A 15623-nucleotide genomic window follows, 5' to 3' on the forward strand; every position below is an offset into this window, starting at 1 on the left:
TGCGTTTCCGACTCTATCAGATCTTTTCTCGACCCGATTTCCTCGGTGCTTTCCAGGTTTCCGCTTTCGCGTTTCCCTTTCCGGCGGTTCCGACTCTATCAGATCCTTTCGGGCCTGATTCCCAGTCAGCGGGGTTTGTCTTCGCGGCTGTTGGGCCGTTCCGACGTTCCCAACCTTAGCGCGCCCTCTCGGCGATTCCCAAATCGAAGCCGTTCGGAGTCGATCAGGTCGTCGAGTCCCAATTCGAATTGAATTCGGGCGTGCCGAATCCACCCCGTCGGGAGGTCGAGCTGGAGGTTTGGATGCCGCTGCTGCGGCGGAAGCGCTGTCGAAGAACCGTTACGGCTCCGCGGCAACCCGAAGAACTCTACGGACCCGGCATGGGGGCTGTCAAGCGATCCCCTGTCAAGATCTTTTCGGCCCGGGCGTCAGTCCAGGTCGGTGAGGCGCCCGCCGGCATCCGGCTGGGCGTCCTCGACCCGGCGCAGCAGACGCGTGAGCACTTCGCCCAGCGCCGTTCGCTCGTCGGGGGTCAGGTCCTGGAGCAGGTCCTCCTCGAAGACCGACGCCAGGCGCATCGCCTCCAGCCACTTCTCTCGCCCCTCGGATGTCAGTTCCACGATGACTCGTACGCGGTTCGACTCGTCTCGCTCACGGGTCACCAGAGATTCGGCGACCATGCGGTCGATCCGGTGGGTCATCGCGGCCGGGGTGAGGCCGAGGCGCTTGGCGAGGTCGCTGGGGCCCAGACGGTAGGGGGCTCCGGAGAGGACGAGGGCCTTGAGGACCTCCCACTCCGCGTTGCTGATGCCGAGGGCCGAGGTCTGGCGGCCGTAGGCGACGTTCATGCGGCGGTTCAGACGGGAGAGCGCCGAGACGATCTGCTCGACCTGGGGGTCGAGGTCCTGGAACTCGCGCTGGTACGCGGCGATCTGCTCTTCGAGGGTCGGCTCGCTGGGGCCGGGGGTGTCGCCCATGGGCGCAGTATGGCACGGCCGTTCTTGCCTTGAAGTCCTTGGATATGTACTCTTTAGCTTCGAACTTTAGCTTCGAAGTCTTCACTCCTAACTTGTGGAAGAGGTGAACGTGACCAGGGCGATGGGCGCAGCGATGCGCCGGATTCACGTGGGTAACGCACTCAGCGCGTTCGGGCTCGGCTTCACGGTCCCGTACCTGTACGTCTATGTGGCGCAGGTGCGAGGGCTGGGGGCCATGACGGCGGGTCTCGTACTCGCCGTCTTCGCTGTGGCCGCGCTGGTGGTGCTGCCGTTCGCCGGGCGGGCCATCGTCCGGCGCGGCCCGCTGCCGGTGCTGCTCGCCGCCCTGGTCACCGCCGCCCTGGGAGCGCTCAGCCTGGGGATCGCGAGCAGCGCGGCGGCCGTGCTGGTGTCGGCCTCGCTGCTGGGGGCAGGGCAGGCCGTGATGCAGCCGGCGCTCGCGACGATGATCGTGGACTGCTCGTCGGCGGAGACCCGGTCGCGTGCCTTCGCCATGCAGTTCTTCCTGCAGAACCTCGGACTCGGCGTCGGTGGCCTCATCGGCGGGCACCTCGTCGACACGACGAGCGCCGCCTCCTTCACTTTGCTCTTCGCGATCGAGGCGGCGATGTTCCTGCTGCTGTTCGTGGTGATGGTGACCGTGCGGATGCCGCACGCCCCGCGGATCGAGGGCGCTCCCACGGCATCGGGCCGGAGCGGCTGGAAGCAGCTGCTGGGCAACCGGGCCATGGTGCAGCTGTGCGTGCTGGGCTTCGTGCTGTTCTTCGCCTGCTACGGGCAGTTCGAGTCGGGGCTGAGTGCGTACGGGGTGGAGGCCGCCGGGATCTCGACCTCAGCGCTGGGGACGGCGCTGGCCGCCAACACGCTGATGATCGTCGTGGCGCAGTTCGCCGTGCTCCGCTTCGTGGAGCGTCGCCGGCGGTCGCGGGTGATCGCCGCCGTGGGGCTGATCTGGGCCGTGGCGTGGGCCGTCGCGGGGTACGCCGGGCTCGGGCACGGGAGTCAGGAGATGGCGACGGCCGCGTTCGTCTCGACGTACGCGCTGTTCGGTCTGGGGGAGGCGCTGCTGTCGCCGACCGTGGCCCCGCTGGTCGCGGATCTCGCTCCGGAGGGCATGGCCGGGCAGTACAACTCGGCGTTCGCCCTGGTCAAGCAGCTCGCGCTGGCCGTCGGGCCGGCGGTGGGCGGGCCGCTGGGTGCCTCGCTGCACGCGCCCTACATCGTGGCGTTCCTGGTGTTCTCGCTGGGGATCACCGTCCTGGCCGTGCGGTTGGGACGGCAGCTGACCGATGTGCAGGATCAGCCGTGGCTCGGCAAGAGCCGGGTGGTGGCGCGGGGTGGGGCGCCCGTTTCCGCGGACGTCTGATCCGCGGACCGGTCACGTCGACCGGGTGCCGGGCAGGGCGAACTCGCACCACACCGCCTTGCCACCGCCCGGTGTGCGGCGGCAGCCCCAGTTCGAGGCGATCGTGGCGACGATGGCGATGCCCCGGCCCGATTCGTCACCCGGTTCCGCGCGGCGGCGTCTGGGGAGGTGGTCGTCGCCGTCGGTGACCTCGATGATCAGGCGTCTGTCCGTGCGGCGCAGGCGCAGTCTCATCGGCGGGGTGCCGTGCTGGAGGGAGTTCGCGACCAGTTCGCTGGTGGCCAGGACGCCCAGGTCGTGCAGGTCGGCGGGGAAGCGCCAGCTGGTCAGGACACCCGAGGCGAAGGCACGTGCGCGAGGGGCCGCCTCCACTCCGCCCAGCAGTTCCAGGGCGGCGTTGTGGAAGAGCTCGCCCTCCGGGCCGCTGCGCGCGGGGTGCTGGAGGACCAGGACGGCCACGTCGTCGTCGTGGTCGGGGGTCACGCCCGCGGAGCGGACCAGGCGGTCGCAGACGACCTGGGGGGTGCCGGTGGCTCCGGCCAGGGCGCGTTCCAGGGCGGCGATGCCCTCGTCCAGGTCCGCGTCGCGGCGCTCGACCAGGCCGTCCGTGTAGAGGACGGCCGTGGAGCCGGGGGCGAGGGGGATCGAGCCCGAGGTGTGCATCCAGCCGCCGGTGCCGAGCGGGGGGCCGGTGGGTTCGTCGGCACGCAGAACCTTGCCGTTCTCGTCGCGGACGAGGATGGGGAGGTGGCCCGCCGAGGAGTAGATCAGATTGCCCTCGTTCGGGTCGTGGATGGCGTACGCGCACGTGGCGATCTGGTTGGCGTCGATCTCGGCTGCCAGGCCGTCCAGGAGCTGGAGGACCTCGTGCGGGGGGAGGTCGAGGCGGGCGTAGGCGCGGACCGCCGTGCGGAGCTGGCCCATGACCGCCGCCGCGCGCACGCCCCGGCCCATGACGTCGCCGATGACCAGGGCCGTGCGACCGCCGCCCAGGGTGATGACGTCGTACCAGTCGCCGCCGACGGCCGCCTCCGTGCCGCCCGGGTGATACGTGGCGGCGATGCGCAGGTCGTCCGGCTCTTCGAGCTCCTGGGGGAGCAGGGACCGCTGGAGGGTGACCGCCGTTTCGCGCTGGCGGCGTTCGCTGGCGCGCAGACGTTCGGCCGCTTCGGCGTGGTCGGTGACGTCGGTCGCGAAGACGAGGACGCCGCGGCCGTCGCTGCCGCCCTTGCCGTCGCCCTGGGCGACCGGGGTGCAGGTGAAGGTGTAGGAACGGCCGTCGGGGGCCTTACGGGACTTGACCGTGCGCGACTTGCCGCTGCGTTGGACCTGGTCCAGGAGGGGGAAGAGGCCGAGGGCGTCCAGCTCGGGGAGGGCCTCGCGGGCGCGTTCGCCCAGGTTGCGTACGCCGAAGGCGCTCGTGTAGGCGTCGTTGACGTAGGCGATGCGGTGGTCGGGGCCGTGGACCAGGGCGACGAGGGAGGGGATGCGGTCGAGGACCTCACGCACCCGCAGTTCGTCGACGGCGGGAACGGTTGGTGTCGCGTCGGTCAGCCGTTCGGCACGGGCGGCGGGTACGGAACCTTCCCCCCGCCGGTCCGGGGAGGCCGTCTGCTCGGTCCGCGCTGCGGCGCGGCGCTGCGTTCCGGGGAGCCGGGCGCTCCAGCGCGTGAAGTTCACGAATCCTTGCCTCGTGTAGTGGTCGGCGGCCGGTACCGGAACCGGCCGGGGCCCCGGGGGGCCCGCGCCGGGGCGAGTGGTGGCATGCCCGCGGTGGTGGACCAGTCTGGCAGTGCCCGGACCGGACCGACATCCGTCAGACGCCGGGCCGGCCGGTGGAGTTCCTGGGTCGGGTCAGGACGACCCCTTCGGGTTGTGCGGGGGGTCTTGAGAAGGCTTTCCACCGGCCGCGAGTTCGAACTCCGCCCGGGGGTGTTCGAGTGAACCCAGGGAGACGATCTCCCGTTTGAACAGGCCGGCCAGCGTCCATTCGGCGAACACGCGCGCCTTGCGGTTGAAGGTGGGCACGCGGCTGAGGTGGTAGGCGCGGTGCATGAACCAGGCGGGGTAGCCCTTGAGCTTGCGTCCGTAGACGTGGGCGACGCCCTTGTGCAGGCCCAGGGAGGCGACCGACCCGGCGTAGGCGTGCGCGTACGTGTCCAGGGGCTCGCCGCGCAGCGTGTGCACGATGTTGTCGGCGAGGACCTTGGCCTGGCGGACGGCGTGCTGGGCGTTGGGTGCGCACTCGCGGCCCGGCTCTCCCCCAGTGCCCCCGGCGGTGACATCGGGGACGGCGGCGGCGTCTCCGGCGGCCCACGCGTGCGTGGTGCCCTCGACCGACAGTTCCGGCGTGCACCTCAGGCGTCCGCGGCCGTTGCGGGGCAGGTCGGAGGCGGCGAGCACCGGGTGGGGTTTCACGCCGGCCGTCCAGACGACCGTACGGGTGGGGAAGCGGGCGCCGTCGCTGAGGACGGCGACCCGGTCGGCGCAGGACTCCAGGCGGGTCTCCAGGCGGACGTCGATGTTGCGGCGGCGCAGTTCGGTGACGGCGTAGCGGCCCATCTCCTCGCCGACCTCGGGCAGGATGCGGTCCGAGGCCTCGACGAGGATCCACTTCATGTCCTCGGGCTGGACGTTGTGGTAGTAGCGCGCGGCATAGCGGGCCATGTCCTCCAGCTCGCCGAGTGCCTCCACACCGGCGAAGCCGCCGCCCACGAAGACGAAGGTGAGGGCCGCGTCGCGGATCGCGGGGTCGCGGGTGGAGGAGGCGATGTCCATCTGCTCGATGACGTGGTTGCGCAGGCCGATGGCCTCCTCCACGGTCTTGAAGCCGATGCCGTGCTCGGCGAGGCCGGGGACGGGCAGGGTGCGCGAGACGGAGCCGGGGGCCAGGACGAGGTGGTCGTAGGACAGCCGCTGTCCGCCGGTGCCCTCCTCCCCGGTGGCGAGGGTGGTGACGGTGACGGCGCGTTTCGCGTGGTCGACGGCGGTGGCCTCGCCGATCAGCACCCGGCACCGGTCGAGGACGCGGCGCAGCGGGACGACGACGTGGCGCGGTGAGATGGCACCGGCGGCGGCCTCGGGGAGGAACGGCTGGTAGGTCATGTACGGGTCGGGGGTGACGACCGTGATCTCCACCTCGCCCCGGTCCAGCTGCCGTTTCAGTCTGCGCTGCAGGCGCAGGGCCGTGTACATCCCGACGTAGCCGCCACCGACAACGAGAATGCGCGCACGTTCCTTCACCATCCCATGACGCACCCGGCGCTTGAGTTTGTCCACAGCCTCGACGAATTGTGTGACCGGAGAGGGCCCGGACGCCGAGTTGGCCTGATTAGCGGCCTGCGGTTCATTCGTGCAGGTCAGGAGGGGTGGCGGGAGGAGCACGCGACGGCACATTCGGGACGTATGCGACCCGTACTCCGATCGGTGGGCGCTCCGTGCGGAACCTGCCCCTTCTGAATTGACTCCCTCTCAACTATGTTCGTGTGTCGACGGGGTGTAGGGGGATGCGCTCACCGGGGTCCGCGACGGGCGGACCGCGGGACCGGGGCGGTTCCCCCGTCCCGTCATCGAATGGCGGGGAGTCTCCGGGGGGAGACGTCATTACCGGGGGAATGCTTATGCATGTTCAGGACTCTCATTGGTCGCCCGCGTCCGCAGTCGCGGCGGGCGGCATGACGATGAGCGCGGCGGCGGGCAACGGACGCGACGTGTCGCGGACGACGCCGCTGCGCGTGGACGCACAGCGCAATCTGGAGCACGTGCTGCGTGCGGCGCGCGAGGTCTTCGGCGAGCTGGGGTACGGCGCGCCGATGGAGGACGTGGCGCGGCGTGCGCGGGTCGGCGTGGGCACGGTGTACCGGCGGTTCCCGAGCAAGGACGTCCTGGTGCGGCGGATAGCCGAGGAGGAGACCTCTCGGCTGACCGACCAGGCGCGTGCGGCGCTCGGACAGGAGGACGAGCCGTGGTCGGCGCTGTCGCGCTTCCTGCGGACGTCGGTGGCCTCCGGCGCCGGGCGGCTGCTGCCGCCGCAGGTGCTGCGGGTCTCGGTCGAGGACGGCGCGGCCGGCCCGCGGGTGCCGCAGCAGCGGACCCAGCCGGGTGGGACGGAGCTGCGACTGGTGCCGGACCAGCCGGTCGCGGTCGCCTCGGCACCGGCGGTCACGGCCGAGGACGACGCCGGCACGTCGGCGCTGCTCGAGGTCGTGGGCCAGCTCGTGGACCGGGCGCGTGCGGCCGGTGAGCTGCGCGCGGACGTGTCGGTGGCGGACGTGCTGCTGGTGATCGCCACAGCCGCGCCCTCGCTGCCGGACGCGGCTCAGCAGGCGGCCGCGTCGGCCCGGCTGCTGGACATCCTGCTGGAGGGTCTGCGCTCGCGACCGGCGTGAGCCGCCGGGGCCCGGGCCGATCCGGGCCTGGGCCCCGCAGGGATCGTGCCGGGCCGCGCGGGATCGTGCCGGGCCGAAGCGACCGGATCGGCCCGGCCCGAAGCGACCGGATCGGCCCGGGCCCGAGCGAAGAGGGAACCTTCCCCGAACGAGTGACGGCTGGCGCTGCCGTGCGGTAAGTCCCCACGGATGAGTGATCATCCGGATTCCGGGGTTCTGGCCGAAAGCCAATATGGCACGCTGACCCGGTGGTTGGACGGATTGGGCGGCTGCCGGGGGCTTTCCGCGATGAGCGTTGACGGGCGGGACGAGCCGAGCGGTAGCGGCAACGGTGACGCCACATCCGGCGGGCCGGTCCCGCCGCAGGTGCCGAGTCAGGGCGGACGCGCGAGCGTGCCGCCCGGCGGGCACCCCGCGGGCGGCTCGGTCCCGGCCCAGCGCGACCGCCGCGAGGACGGTGCCCTGCCGCCGCCGCGCGTGCTGCCGCCGTCCGACGCCGACCTCATCGACCGGATGCGCTCGGGCGACGACACGGCGTACGAGGAGCTGTACCGGCGCCATGCGCAGGCCGTGCGCAGGTATGCCCGCACCTGCTGCCGCGACGCCCACACCGCGGACGACCTGACCGCCGAGGTCTTCGCCCGCATGCTCCAGGCGGTGCGCGGCGGGGCGGGCCCGGCGCACGCCGTACGCGCGTACCTGCTCACCTCCGTCCGGCGCGTCGCCGCCTCCTGGACGAGGTCGGCACGGCGCGAGCAGCTCGTCGACGACTTCGCGGTGTTCGCCGCCCAGTCCGCCCCCAAGTCCGACGCGTCCGACGACGACACGCTCGAACTGGGCGCCGACGTACGGGCGATGCACGCGGCCGAGCAGTCCATGGCCATGCGAGCGTTCCGGTCGCTGCCCGAGCGGTGGCAGGCCGTGCTGTGGCACACCGAGATCGAGGACGAGTCGCCCAGTGAGGTCGCCAAGCTGTTCGGGCTGGACGCCAACGGCACACGCGTGCTCGCCAGCCGGGCCCGCGAGGGCCTGAAGCAGGCCTACCTCCAGGCCCACGTCAGCGCCGCGCTCACCGGCGACGAGGAGTGCGCGCGCTACGCCGACCAGCTCGGCACGTACGCCCGCGGGCGGCTGCGCACGCGGGCCGAGCGGGGGCTGCGCAAGCATCTGGACGAGTGCGCGAAATGCCGGCTGGCCGCGCTGCAGATCGAGGAAGTGGCCGGCGGCATCCCGGCCGTCGTGCCGGTCGCGGTCATCGGCTGGTTCGGGGCCGCCGGGTACGCGAAGGCGGCCGGGCTCATCGCCGGGGGTGCGGGAGCGGCCGGTGCGGCGGGCGCGACCGCGGCGGCGGGTGGCTCGGCCGGTGGGGCAGGCGCAGCGGGCGGTGGCTCGGCCGGTGGGGCCGGAGGCGGGAGTGGTGCGGCGGCCTCCGAGGGGCTCGGCGCACCGGTGAAGGCAGGTATCGCGGCCGGTGTGATCGCCGTCGGTGTGGTGGCGGCGGTGGTGATGGCGCTGACCGGCAACGAGAAGCCGAAGGAGCAGGCGGAGTCCGCCCCCTCCCCCCTTCCGCCGTCGTCGGTGGTGAGCCCCGGCGAGCCCACGCCCTCCCCCTCGCCGCCGGAAGCCGGTCCGCGGGAGCGGCCGCCGGGGATCGTGCCCGCGCGCGCCGCGACGCCCACACCGGCGCCGGGGCCGCGGACCAGCCCGAGTCGCGAACCCGCCCCCGACCCGAGGCGCGAACCCGCCCCCGACCCGAGTGCGACCCCGTCCCCGACCCGCAAGCCCGCTCCACCGCCCACGTCCCCCGAGCCGACGCCGCCCCCGCCCCCCGCGCCCCCGCTCGCCCCCGCCGTCCACCGGTGGAGCGGCCTGTCGTACGACACCGACGGCGACGGTACGAAGCCCGAGATGCGGATCGGTTCGAGCAGCAGGGTCCGGAAGCGGTCCGGCCTGTCGATCGGCGACCAGGGGTACGCCCACGGCGTCACCGTGCACGGCCGCTCCTCCGTCACCATCGACCTCAACCGCTCCTGCTCGTCGTACGACGCGCTCGTGGGGGTGGACGACATGACGCTGCGGCTCGGCACGGTGTACTTCTCCGTCTACGCCGACGGGGTCCTGCTGTGGCGTTCCCCGCTGGTCGAGGGCGGTGACGCGGCCGTGCCCGTGCAGGTGGACCTCACCGGCCGCAGCACGGTCCGGCTGGTGGTGGAAGCGCGCAGCGCCCTCGACCACCTGATGTCGGTGGACTGGGCGGAGTCCACGTTCACCTGCCGCTAGCGGACACGGAGGCTCAGGAGGCCCGGCCGGTGGCGTACGCGCCGCGCGCGTCGTCCAGCTCGACCAGAACGTCGTCGGCGGTGAGGGCCGCGCCCCGGGCACGCTCCGCCTCGCAGCGGGAACTCCCGAGGGCTGCACGTACGACGGCCTCCACCCGTTCCTCCTGGGAGCGCTCCGGCATGGAGCGCGGCCGGCCGGACCGCCAGTGGTCACCGGTGCCGAGCAGCCGCGCCGCGCGCGGGAAGTCCCCGAGGTCGGCCAGCACTCCCGCAGCGCCCTCCACGACCGTGGCCCGGATCACGTCCGAGCACCGCTTGTGCACGGCTTCGCGCAGGGCCGCGCCCAGCTTGGGCAGGGCCGGGCCCGGGCCGGACTCCCGCGCCGTGATGAGGGCGTCGAGCAGGAGCAGTATCACCAGGAACTGGGGCGGCGGTGTGCCGAGGGCGGTGTTCGCACAGGCCTCCTCGCACCATGCGCGAGCGCGGTCGACATGCCCGTCCTCGAACGCCATCTGGGTGCGCATCAGCAGGATGTACGCCTTGGAGTCCCGTACGCCGTACCGCTCCGCGGCGGCGGTGGCCTCGTCCAGCAGCGCCAGCGCCGTCACCCGGTCCCCGGCGCGGTAGGCGATCTCGCCGAGCCGGGCGATGAGGAAGGGCGACTCGGCGTAGGCGCCCACCTCGTAGGCGAGGCGCAGGGCCTCGTCGTACTCCCTCTTGGCGTCCTCGAAGCAGCTGCGCGCCATGGCGAGCTCACCGGCAGCGCTGCACACCTGGGCACGCAGCCAGCGGTCACCCGCACGGCGGCTGAGGACCCGCAGCTCCGCGAGGTCGTCGTCGACGCCCTCCAGGCCACCGGGTCCGTCGACGACCGTATGCGCACGGAACATCAGGGCGACGGAGATCTCCCAGTCACCGCCGTACGCACGGCAGTTGGCGACGGCGGCGTCCAGGACGGTCCGGATCTCGCTCGGGTCGGCCAGGAAGGAGGAGAGGATCGGGCAGACGAGCCCCGGGACGCGCGCCGCGTGCGGGCCTCCCCTCTCGTAATGGGCCCGCACCCGATCCATGTACGGCCGCTGCTCGTCGACGAACGTCTCCATGGGCTCGGCTTCGGTCATGAAGAACAGATGCAGCATGCGCACATCCATCCGCAGGCCGTGCAGCGGATGCCCCGCCTCCCCGTCCGGTGCGTCGAGGAAGTGCTCGATGGGGCCGGGCAGTTCCGGCTCGCCGTCGGCCGGCACACGGCCCGCGAGGTCGAGGGCCACGCCCAGCCGCAGCGTCCGCTCCAGCCACTCCAGGCCTTCGTGACGGTAGTTGCGCAGCCAGCAGAACCAGCCCATGGCGAGGGCGAGGGCAGCGGCCTCCTCCTCGTCCCCGGCGGTGAGGGACCGGTCGAGAGCCGCGCGGATGTTGTCCAGCTCGGTCTCCAGACGGGAGATCCACGGCAGTTGCTCCGCGGAGCGCAGCAGCGGATCGGCCCGCTCGGCGAGCGCACGCGCCCAGGCGCGGTGCCGGAGCTCGGCGGCGGCGCGCACCCGGGGGGCGTCGGCTGCCCGCTCGACGGCGTACTCGTGGATGGTCTCCAGCATCCGGTACCGCATGCCGGAGGTGCCGTCGTCGGCGCCGGGGGCCGCCACGACGAGGGACTTGTCGACGAGCGCCCCGATCAGCTCGGCGGCGGGCCCGGAGCACACCGCTTCGGCCGCCGCGAGGTCCCAGCCGCCCGCGAACACCGACACCTCGCGCAGCATCGTCCGCTCGGCGTCGTCGAGCAGGTCCCACGACCAGTCGACGACGGCCCGCAGGGTCTGCTGGCGGGGCAGGACCGTACGGCTTCCGGAGGTGAGCAGGCGGAAGCGGTCGTCGAGACGGTCGGCGATCTGCCGGGGGGTGAGCAACCGGAGCCGGGCCGCGGCCAGTTCGATGGCGAGCGGCAGCCCGTCCAGCCGTCGGCAGATCTCCGCCACCGCCCGCTCGTCGCGGAGGACGGCGTCCGCCGCGTCGGGGCGGACGGCGGCGGCGCGCTCCGCGAACAGCCGGCGGGCGTGGTCCGGAGGCAGGGGTTCGACCGGGCGCACCGACTCGCCGGGCACGCCCAGGGGTTCACGGCTGGTGGCCAGGACGGTGAGCTCGGGGCAGCGGGTGAGGAGGGTCTCGGCGAGGTGGGCGGCGGCGCCGATGACATGCTCGCAGTTGTCGAGGATCAAGACCAGGCTGCGCTGGGCGCAGTATTCGACGAGCAGGGCGACGGGGTCGTCCTGCACGGCGGTGAGCTCGCTGGTCATCAGCACGGTCTCGCGCAGACCGAGCGCACTGACCACCGCTCCCGGCACCGCCTCCGGCCGGTCGAGCGGGGCGAGCTCGGCCAGCCGGGCCTGCGGGAGCCCGGCGGCGGCCTCCTCGGCGAGGCGGGTCTTGCCGGAGCCGCCCGGTCCGGTGAGCGTGACGAGCCGGGCCCTGTGCATCTCGGAACGGATGGCGTCGATCTCGGATTCCCGGCCGACGAAGGAGGTCAGACGGGGACGGATGGTCCCGGGGCGCATGCGCTCGCGCCCCGGTGGGGCGGGCGGGGTCTTGCCGTCCTGCGGCGCGGAAACGAGCAGCTCGGCGTGGAGGGCGCGCAGTCGGGGCCCGGGGTCGGTGCCGAGGCCTTCGGCCAGACAGCGGCGGGCGGTCTCGTAGGCGGCGAGGGCGTCGGCGGCCCGGCCGGTGTCACGCAGGGCCTGGATCAGCAGGGCGTGCAGCGGCTCGTCGTACGGGTGTACGGCGGTCAGTTCCCGCAGTTCCGGGACGACCTCCGGCCCGCGGCCGAGCCGTATCCGGGCCTCCGCCCTGGCCCGGATCGCCTCCAGGCGCCTGGCCTCCGGGCGGGCGGCGGCGGCACGGTCGGGCAGGTCGGCGAGGGCGGGGCCGCGCCAGAGGGCGAGGGCGGCGTCGAGGTGCCGTTCCGCGAGGGCGGGGTCGTTGGCGGTGAGGGCGTCGGTGCCCTGCCGGACGAGCCGTTCGAAGAGGAAGAGGTCGACGTCGTCCTGGCCGGCGGCGAGTCGGTAGCCGCCCGTCTCGGAGGTGACGGCGTCCCTCCCGAGGGTCCTGCGGAGCCGGCCGATGAGGGCCTGGAGGGCGGCGGGGGCGTCCTCGGGCGGCTCGTCCGCCCAGACCTCGTCGATGAGCGTCTGGGGGGTGGCGACACGAGAGGGCCGCAGGGCCAGGGCGGTGAGCAGCGCGCGGAGCCGGGGACCGCCGACGGGTACCACTGCGCCACGCCCGTCCTCTGCCGTGGTGACACCCAGGATTCTGTACCGCACGGGGTCATTGTCGCCCGGCCGGGGACGAGAGCCGCGGGGTTTTCGGTACGGGGCGTTGCGGGTGTCTGCGGTGCACCTTCTGGGCGCCGTCGCCGGTGCCGGGTGGGTCCGCAGCCCGGCGTAGCGGGGTACCGCTGCGCCGCCCCCTCCCCGTGCGTGGCCAGGCGGAGTCGCACCCGCCGGACGACGCGGGTGGACGTGTCGGGGTGCCCCCGCGGCGGTCGGCGGGTCGACGGACCGCAGTCGGCACGGCACGGCACCCCATCGCGCCGTTGCGGGCCGGACGACACCCGACGCCGCCCCGGCCCGCCCACCGGTGTCGGTCGCGAACACGCGCACCCCACGGACCCGGCAAGGACACACGCGGAAGCAGACGCGGGCACGGATACGGGCGCTAGACCCGACGCCCTCCACCGGCCCCCGCGCCCAACGCTCCCCGCTGCGGGGCGATCCCCGCCGGTACCGCGCGCTGCCGAGCCGGCGTCCCCGTCCAGCAGGTGCCGCGGCGCGACAGCAGGCGGCGCAGCCACAGTTCCAGGGAGACCAGGTCCGCCAGGCCGTCCAGGGGGAGGGGTTCGCCCGCCGCCGCGCCGCGCAGCGCCTTGCGGACCACCCGGGCCTCGACCAGGCCCGCTTCCGCCAGCAGCGGGGTGTCGAACAGGGCGACCAGGGAGTCCGCCGCCACGCGCAGCCCCGTGCGCTCCGCGGCCGCCGCGGTCGCCTGGGTCGGGGTGCCCCAGCCGGGCGGCAGCTCCCGGACACCGGCCCCTTCCAGCACCGTACGCAGGATCGCCGCCCGGGCCCCCGGCCGCACCCGCAGCGCCTCGGGCAGCGCCCGGGCCGCGCGGACGACCTGGTTGTCGAGGAACGGCGCGTGCAGCCGCTGGAAGCGGACCTCCGCTGCCTGCTCCAGCACCCGCAGGTCCGCCGCGTGCCGTGCCAGCGCCGCGCGCGCTCGGAAGTCCCCCGGCCGCTGCCCCGGCCCCACCAGCTCCGACCGGTGGGTCGACGCCTGAAGACGAACCGATACTTCAGCGAGGGCCTCACCGGTCAGCCAGCGCGCCGCCGGCCCGGGTCTCCCCCAGGTCAACGCGGCGAGCGAGGCGTCCAGCGCACCGCCGGGAGCGTCGAGCCCGTCGTCGGAGCGGGGGTCGAGGAGGCGCTCGGCGAGGGACTCGACACCCGACCGGTACGGCGTACGGGACAACCGCCGCGCCGCCGCGTACACGCGCGCGGGCACCAGCACCGACCCGTCCGCCTTGGCCAGCGCGGCGACCGGCCGCACGAGATGACGCCGCCGGCGGTCCATCAGCAGGTCGGCGAGCCGCGCGGGATGGGCGTCCAGCACCTGGCGCGCCCCGTAACCCGTGAAGTGGTCCGCGCTGCCCGCCGCGAGCCGGGCCCGATGGCGCGCCGCCGACACCAGGCACGGCCCGGGTTCGTCCGTCAGCGGCCCGTCCAGGTCGGCGTACGGAAGGGTCTGCTCGTCACCGGCCACGACGACGTGGTGCAGCCGGGGGTTGGCCGCCAGCGCGCCCGCCCGCTCCAGTTCGGCCTCCCGGCCCCCGACGGCGAGGTCGTTGAACGTGACGGCCAGCAGCCGCTCCCCCGCGCCCGTGCCGTGGCCGAGCACGGTGCCCGGCATCCCGGGCAGTCCCGCGGCCAGCAGCGCCAGCGCTCCGGAGGCCGGCCCGCCGGAGAGGTCCGCGCCGATCCCCGGCACCGGCGTCCCGCGGGCGGCCCGCCGCTCGGCGGGTCCCATACCGGGGACGGGGCCCGGGTCGATGTCCGCTCCGGGGACGTGCCGGGGCGCGGACAGCCGCGTCCGTACGGCCTCCACGAGCGCGTCGCGCACCGCGTCGACCGCGCTGTCCGGATCGGCCGGGGGCGCCGCCACGGCCAGCGAGGCGACCGGCTCGTACCCGGCGATCTCGCGCGCCCCGGCGCGCAGGATGAGGGCATGCCCGGGCGGAACGCGCTTCACGCCGTCGTACGGTGTGGAGTCGTGCAGCGCGGCGGGCACGTCCGGGGCGGCCAGCAGCGCGGCGAGGTGCCCGAAGTCGAGGTTGGCCTCGATGAGATCGGCCAGCGGCAGCGCGGCGGTCGCGTACGCCGTTCCGCCGGCCCAGGGCGTGTGGAACACCGGCCGCGCGCCCGCGAGATCGCCACAGACGGTGATCCGCCTGCCGACCTGGACGATCGCCGTGTAGCTGCCCGGCCAGGCGGTCAGATGCCGAAGTGCCCCGCCACGCGCGGCGAACAGCGCGACGCGCAACTGCTCGTCGGTGGCGCCGCAGATGCCGAGGACGGCGATGCGCGTCCGGTCGTCGGCCTTCACGACGCGCACCTCGTCGGGGCGCCAGTCGCCGACCGCCCACAGGGGATCGGGGTCGCCCCACAGGAGTTGGGACCCCACCGGGTGCAGCGTCTCCCCCTCGCCGCCGGTCGCCCCCGCCGAGCCGGCAGCGACGGCTCCCGCGGCGGTGCTGCTCCATCCCACCAACCACCGCATCGCCGCCTCCACAGGCTGTGGACAACCAGTGCACCGCACGAACCGGTTCACCATGCTGCCATGAAGGAAGCGTTCCAGAGGGTGCCGACGCCGCTTGCGCTCCGTCGAATGCGCCCCGGCGGAGCCGCCCGCACCGCCCCGAACACCCCGAACACCCGCACGCCACAAGGAGACCCGGGCGGCGGCAGCGGGCGGCAGGGCGGAAAATCCGGAAGGGACCGGAAGGGAAACGGGAGCAGGCGGAGGAGGAAGAGGAACGGGCCGCCAAGAATCAAGGCACGCCAGCGACATGTCTCCAGTACGACTGCGATACGAATGCGCCCCCGAAACACGCCCCAATCACGCCGGACGCGCCCTCAAGTGCCGTGGTCGGAGGCCTGGTCCCCCAAGACCGGCGGGGTCGGTTTTCCGCCAAATCGGCGTCACGCAGACAGCCTCGAACACTCTCCGTACAGGGTCCGCACCCTGCCGCCCGGCCGGGCGATCCGGGAGACGGAGCACGCCTCCCGGACCGTTTCGCCGCCCGCGGGGATGAAGGCGGCGGTGTCCCCCAGCCCGCTGGATCCAGTACAGCGGGCCGACCCACGCGATGACCATGGAACCGCTCCCGCGATGGCCGGAGAAGAGCGCACGGACAGGCGCACGGCCACACACCGGGAGCACGTCGCAACAGCCCGTATCTGAACCGCACTTCAGTACGGACCACAATCCCGCCAACCGGAACAATGCCCCTTAACGCTTGGGATGCGGCGAACTACGCTGGGTTTAC

At 73.5% G+C, this 15623-nt stretch carries 8 protein-coding genes; 3 read left to right on the forward strand and 5 right to left on the reverse strand.

From position 1 onward, the window contains the following. Positions 1–428 precede the first annotated feature (428 nt). Positions 429–977 (reverse strand): MarR family winged helix-turn-helix transcriptional regulator, encoded by a 549-nt coding sequence (locus ACIQHQ_RS16840; RefSeq protein ID WP_142162300.1) that lies wholly within the window; start codon positions 975–977, stop codon positions 429–431. Between the two features lie 121 nt (positions 978–1098). Between ACIQHQ_RS16840 and ACIQHQ_RS16845 the strand changes: the two genes are divergently transcribed. Then, entirely contained in the window at positions 1099–2364 is a 1266-nt protein-coding gene (locus ACIQHQ_RS16845; RefSeq protein WP_402613058.1) for an MFS transporter, read from the forward strand. A gap of 12 nt (positions 2365–2376) precedes the next feature. Here the strand turns inward: ACIQHQ_RS16845 and ACIQHQ_RS16850 are convergent, their stop codons facing one another. After that, positions 2377–4044, reverse strand: coding sequence for a SpoIIE family protein phosphatase (locus tag ACIQHQ_RS16850; RefSeq protein ID WP_402612703.1), 1668 nt, complete (start codon positions 4042–4044; stop codon positions 2377–2379). Between the two features lie 174 nt (positions 4045–4218). Then, the gene (locus ACIQHQ_RS16855; RefSeq protein ID WP_402612704.1) at positions 4219–5610 is read right to left on the reverse strand and encodes an NAD(P)/FAD-dependent oxidoreductase; all 1392 of its coding nucleotides are present in this window, start codon (positions 5608–5610) and stop codon (positions 4219–4221) included. A 374-nt stretch (positions 5611–5984) separates the two neighbouring features. On the opposite strand from ACIQHQ_RS16855, the gene ACIQHQ_RS16860 reads away from it, so the two are divergent. Together ACIQHQ_RS16860 and ACIQHQ_RS16865 are read left to right on the forward strand one after the other, a co-directional pair. Then, positions 5985–6752 (forward strand): TetR/AcrR family transcriptional regulator, encoded by a 768-nt coding sequence (locus ACIQHQ_RS16860; protein ID WP_402612705.1) that lies wholly within the window; start codon positions 5985–5987, stop codon positions 6750–6752. 288 nt (positions 6753–7040) lie between these two features. After that, the gene (locus ACIQHQ_RS16865; RefSeq protein ID WP_402612706.1) at positions 7041–9032 is read left to right on the forward strand and encodes a sigma-70 family RNA polymerase sigma factor; all 1992 of its coding nucleotides are present in this window, start codon (positions 7041–7043) and stop codon (positions 9030–9032) included. Between the two features lie 13 nt (positions 9033–9045). Here the strand turns inward: ACIQHQ_RS16865 and ACIQHQ_RS16870 are convergent, their stop codons facing one another. Both ACIQHQ_RS16870 and ACIQHQ_RS16875 read right to left on the reverse strand, forming a co-directional pair. Further along, positions 9046–12342 carry a BTAD domain-containing putative transcriptional regulator gene (locus ACIQHQ_RS16870; RefSeq protein WP_402612707.1) on the reverse strand — a complete coding sequence of 1099 codons (3297 nt, stop codon included), beginning with the start codon at positions 12340–12342 and terminating at the stop codon, positions 9046–9048. 394 nt (positions 12343–12736) lie between these two features. Continuing rightward, complete coding sequence (locus ACIQHQ_RS16875) at positions 12737–14854, reverse strand: asparagine synthase-related protein (protein ID WP_402612708.1); 2118 nt, start codon at positions 14852–14854, stop codon at positions 12737–12739. Positions 14855–15623: the final 769 nt, after the last annotated feature.

The organism is Streptomyces sp. NPDC092370 (assembly GCF_044755265.1).
Lineage (GTDB): Bacteria > Actinomycetota > Actinomycetes > Streptomycetales > Streptomycetaceae > Streptomyces.

Bases quoted from the DNA above. Each gene is read 5' to 3' on its own strand.
- ACIQHQ_RS16845 (WP_402613058.1), top strand. From the start codon at position 1,099: ATGGGCGCAGCGATGCGCCGGATTCACGTGGGTAACGCACTCAGCGCG.
- ACIQHQ_RS16840 (WP_142162300.1), bottom strand. From the start codon at position 977: ATGGGCGACACCCCCGGCCCCAGCGAGCCGACCCTCGAAGAGCAGATC.
- ACIQHQ_RS16875 (WP_402612708.1), bottom strand. From the start codon at position 14,854: ATGCGGTGGTTGGTGGGATGGAGCAGCACCGCCGCGGGAGCCGTCGCT.
- ACIQHQ_RS16860 (WP_402612705.1), top strand. From the start codon at position 5,985: ATGCATGTTCAGGACTCTCATTGGTCGCCCGCGTCCGCAGTCGCGGCG.
- ACIQHQ_RS16865 (WP_402612706.1), top strand. From the start codon at position 7,041: ATGAGCGTTGACGGGCGGGACGAGCCGAGCGGTAGCGGCAACGGTGAC.
- ACIQHQ_RS16855 (WP_402612704.1), bottom strand. From the start codon at position 5,610: ATGGTGAAGGAACGTGCGCGCATTCTCGTTGTCGGTGGCGGCTACGTC.